Origin of the sequence: Nostoc sp. (assembly GCF_036917415.1) — a bacterium.
Lineage (GTDB): Bacteria > Cyanobacteriota > Cyanobacteriia > Cyanobacteriales > Nostocaceae > Nostoc.
This window is the reverse complement of record NZ_JBALDJ010000023.1, coordinates 1-4,684: the sequence shown is the minus strand read 5'-3', so window position 1 is coordinate 4,684 and position 4,684 is coordinate 1. Positions and strand designations below refer to the sequence as shown.

Genomic DNA, 4,684 nt, shown 5'->3' with positions numbered 1-4,684 from the left:
GCTAGCACTTCCACAAACCCTTCATTGAAGCCAGTAAAGTTGTAGGTACGGGCGATGTGACGATTCAGGGAAGCTGAGTTGAATTGTGTCAGGACATAGATTTTGAATATTTCGGAATTGATGCAGTTACTGACAGGGATATCGATTAGGCGGTATTTCCCCGCTACTGGTACTGCTGGTTTAGCGCGTAGTTTGGTTAGTGGGTAAAGTCGAGTACCCGCGCCACCACCAAGGATGATTGATAATACTTTTTTCACAAAATTTCTCCAGACTGCCTTTCAACTCTCATCTTCAGTTTAGGACTGTCTGCCACCACAGGTAAGGGGGATCGTCTGATTCTTAGGGATGAATTTTACAGAATGCTGTTGGTGATGGATAGCACTGCTAGCAAAGAACTAATTAGAACATTTGTATTAATCAAGGTGAAAAGTGATAGGAAGCCTCGACTACACGTCCCTCGCGTAGAATTTTATCTCTGTGAGACAGTTTACAAGCGAAAAAGGTAAATAGTCTGTAACAAACCTCGTTATAAAAATAAATCTAAAAAATTATATGTGTAATCCGTAAAACAATATTTTTAGAGTGTATTCACTTACAGTCAGCTAAAAGCTAGCTATTAAGCTAACTTATTAAGATATTTAAAACAGGGTACAGACAGATGCCGAACTTTAGAATGGGTTGGTTGCCAGATCGTCCAGATTTTAGAGACTATTGCCCAAAGAAGATAACCGAAGACTCTAAGAACAAAGAAAGAATCAAACTCCAAAAAGCAACTTTGATAAATGATTGCAAATTACAAATAGAGAATGGGAAAGAAGATAAAAAGCAAACTAGCTTGCTTTTACCTTTGAAAGAATCAATAGACCAAAGTTTGGCGAGTTTGCAATATCCAATATCTTTACCATCTGATGCCGATTTGCGAGAATGGTGTTCTCCAATTGAGGAGCAAGGAAACCTCAAGTCATGCACAGCAATAGCTGGGGTTGCCTTAGTAAAATATTTTCAAAAAAAGGCAATGGGCGAAGATATGCATGCTTCCAGCCTCTTTCTTTACAAAGTTGCACGTAAACTGATGCACTTAACTGGAGACACTGGAGCATCGACCCGTTTCACAATGAAAGCAATGGCACTTTTTGGCATACTTCCAGAGGAATATTGGCCTTATGAGATTGAGAATTTTGACGAAGAACCATCGGCTTTTTGCTATGCCTATGCCCAGAATTATCAAGCACTTCAGTATTTTAGGCTTGACTTACCTAAACTTCCAAAAGAACAAGCGTTAGTTCAAATAAAAGCTTTTTTAGCTGCTGGCTTCCCTGCAATGTTTGGATTTACAACCTATAGTTCTATTTTTAATAAGAAAACTGTAGAAACAGGAAACATTCTTTATCCTAGTGTAGGCGAAAAGATACTGGGTGGTCATGCAGTTGTCGCCGTTGGTTATGACGACAATAAGGAAATTGAGCATCCCAACTATAATTCAAATAACAATTCTAACGAAAATTGTCCGCCTAAAGGAGCTTTCCTAATTAGAAATTGCTGGGGTGAAGATTGGGGTGAAGATGGTTATGGTTGGCTACCCTACGAGTATGTGTTACAAGGGTTAGCTACTGACTGGTGGTCATTACTGAAAAATGAGTGGATTGATGAGGGGCAGTTTGGCTTGATAGCTAACGATGGTGTTTTACTAGGAGATAAAAGTAAAAAGCCTTCAGAACAACCGAAACATAAAACTACAATTCTAGAGTCTCCTCCTAAGCCTAAACCTGCCGAACTTCTTCCTGTTCAAACTCAGAATAATACCTCAACAAATAAGAAAACAAATCAATAATTAGTAACAAGAATCTTTTCATTTTTTGCCAATTTTACACATACCACCAGATTGGATGAATAACCAATCTGGTATATTCTTATTAGTCTGTAAGTATTCTTTTAAAAAATTGCAGCTATAGTTTAACAATTTTTCTCCATCAGGAGCAACATCATCTCTTTTATCTAAGTGCCAGAGCCAAAGCCTGACAGTTCCATCATCACTGGAAGATGCTATTATCTTACCATCATGGCTAAATGCTAATTGATTAACCCCATTAGTATGTCCTTTTAGAGCTTCTAGCAAAAATGCTTCTCTAGGACTATAACTTTGTATAGCTCTATCTACATTCCACACTTTAACAGTTTCATCATTGCCACCAGAAGCAAGTTTATGCCCGTCAGGAGAAAAATCTAACCCGTAGATTGTATTATCAGGAGCTTTATCATTAGCTTTATTACTAGTATTGAAAAACACCAGGGGTTTGTTAATTCTAATTTTAGTATTCCAAATCTTTATTGTACCTTTAAGACCAGCAGAAGCAAGTATATTTGCTTGCGAACTAAACTTTACTACTTTTACTATCTCGCCCTGATCCCCAACAGTTTCTAGTCTATTAATTTTATTAACATTCCAAAGTCTGATCATACCGTCATTACCTCCATAAACAATTTTTGAATTATCATAATGATCAAAGTCTAGACTATAAATCTCATATTTTTTGCCAGGAACACTATCTCCTTGTTTTATAAAAATATCTCTCATATTTAGTTCATTTTCTACTTTTGGCTGCTTTCGTTGATCTTCAGTATTCCAAATTTTTATAATTCCATTTTGATCAGTAGAGGCAATTAGTTTGTCATCATGACTAAAACTAATATCAGTAACAAGTCCTTGATGACCAGAAAAAGTATTTATGAGTTTGTTTTTCTTCGATTCAATACTCCAAAGCTTAACAGTTCCATCAGTGCTTGCAGAAGCTAGTAATTTACCATGATGACTAAATATTACACGCCAAAATTCTTTTTTTTGGTGTGGAAGATCATATAAAAATTTGCCATTGCTATCCCAAATTTTAATAATTCCGTCAGCACCACCAGATGCAATTATTTTACTATCAGGACTAAAACTTACACCATAAACTGAACCTTGATGCCCTTCTAATCTATTATGCTCTCGCACTTTATAAATTATTGATTGCAGTTGTTTAAGTTGTTCAGTGTGTTTTCCATCTACCTTTTTTAATTGCTGTAGTCCTTGCACACTTGCCATTAATGCTTCAAGTTGCTTATCGGCATCAAGTAATATTTGAGAGACTTTAATCCATGTATTGACTTCTCCTATTTTTCTTACTTCTGCATTATCCTTTTCGGATTTAACCCACAAACCTGCTAATGTAATTGATACAGCTGCTAAAGCTGCAAATGCTTGAGTTCTTTGCCTTTCAGCTTTAGCTTTGGCTTTTTCCTGTTTAACTTTTTCCCCTTCCGCGTTGGCTCTGGCTTCTGCGGCTTCTCGCAATTGACGTTCCTGCTCTAGTTGCGCTTGAATTTCTCTGTCGCGTTTCTCTAAACTCTTATGCAAAAAATCTGATTCTAATGGCGTAAGTCTTGGCTGAGTCTTATTCATCCACTCAGAAATTACAGCCAATTTTGCACCTACCAATAGTGCTTCATCCGATTTATTAAACCTTTGTTGCCATTCCTGGCAATCTTCCTCTAAAGAACGATTTAGGCGAATATTCTCCAGGTTTTCAGCAATCCAAGTATTTAATAATTTCCACTCAGATAAAAGCGCTTCATGAGCAACTTCTACAGTATTTTGATCGGTGATAATTAACCTTTGTTGAGAACCTGCCAGTAATCCTACAACCCTTTGCAATTGTTGTGGAGAATCTGCAACTACTTCTAATCTATCCCAGCTAGCACGCCGCCGCGTCACTTCTCCAGTTTCAGCTAACTGTACCAATTCCATAAACAAGCGACGCGCAAAGGCTTGATCTATAGTCGTTAAACTTTGATATAAAATTGTCGCTCGTTTATCCAAAGCTCCTTTAACCCCACCAATTTCTTCATAACCTTTACGAGTTAAAAGCGGTTCTGGCGATTCAGGTTCTTCAATGCAAACTCGCCACAACTCTTTAAGTGCATATTGCAGTATAGGTAATACACCAGGACGGTTGACGACATCGGCGGAAATTTGTGAAACTAAACCACGCTCAAATGTTACCCCATGTAATTTTGCTGGTTTTTCAATTGCTTCTTCTAACTCAGCAAAAGACATCGGTGTGATGATGAATGATGTGGGAGGAATATTATTAATGAGAGTAATAATTTCTCGATAGTCAGCACAACGATTTAAGAAATCACCGCGAATTGTCAAAATTATCCGCGTTTCTACCTCAGTCTTTTTTACTTCCTGTGCTATTAAGCGGATAAAAGTTTTGCGTTCCTCATCGTCTTGACAAAGGGTAAATATTTCTTCAAATTGATCGATAAATAATAGATGCGGCTGATTTTGCTGTTGTTGTCGAGTCAAAATATCAACCAATTTACCTAGAGGATGTTCTCCTGGTGTAAAAGATGCAATTTCCCATTGACTGCTTCCTGGAAGGCGATCGCCTTTCAGTTGCGGTAACAAACCCGCTTTTACTAAGGAAGATTTACCACTACCTGAATAGCCAATTACAGCCAAAAATCGACTCTCTGCTAAACGCGAAATTAGTGTACGAACTGCTGCATCTCGTCCACAAAAATATTGTGCTTGTTCTGATTCAAATGCATAAAGTCCCCGATAAGGATTTTCCTGATTGAAAGCAATTTTGACTACTGTAGGAATATCTAATTGGGGATAAGTTACCAAAGTAATCGAACG

General features: G+C 37.5%; 3 protein-coding genes. 1 reads left to right on the top strand and 2 read right to left on the bottom strand.

Features of this window, described 5'->3' with window-relative positions:
• The coding region (locus V7K41_RS02905) for a sugar phosphate nucleotidyltransferase (protein WP_334845644.1) at positions 1-257 on the bottom strand (257 nt) is incomplete at its 3' end.
• Positions 258-658: 401 nt separating this feature from the next.
• Here V7K41_RS02905 and V7K41_RS02900 point away from each other — a divergent pair.
• The gene (locus tag V7K41_RS02900) at positions 659-1,831 is read left to right on the top strand and encodes a C1 family peptidase (protein ID WP_334845643.1); all 1,173 of its coding nucleotides are present in this window, start codon (positions 659-661) and stop codon (positions 1,829-1,831) included.
• Positions 1,832-1,849: 18 nt separating this feature from the next.
• Here the strand turns inward: V7K41_RS02900 and V7K41_RS02895 are convergent, their stop codons facing one another.
• Positions 1,850-4,672, bottom strand: a complete 2,823-nt coding sequence (locus V7K41_RS02895; protein ID WP_334845645.1) for an nSTAND1 domain-containing NTPase — start codon at positions 4,670-4,672, stop codon at positions 1,850-1,852.
• Positions 4,673-4,684 lie beyond the last annotated feature (12 nt).

What these genes read in the sequence shown, in the direction of transcription:
- V7K41_RS02900 (WP_334845643.1), top strand. Translation starts at nt 659, where the DNA reads ATGCCGAACTTTAGAATGGGTTGGTTGCCAGATCGTCCAGATTTTAGA.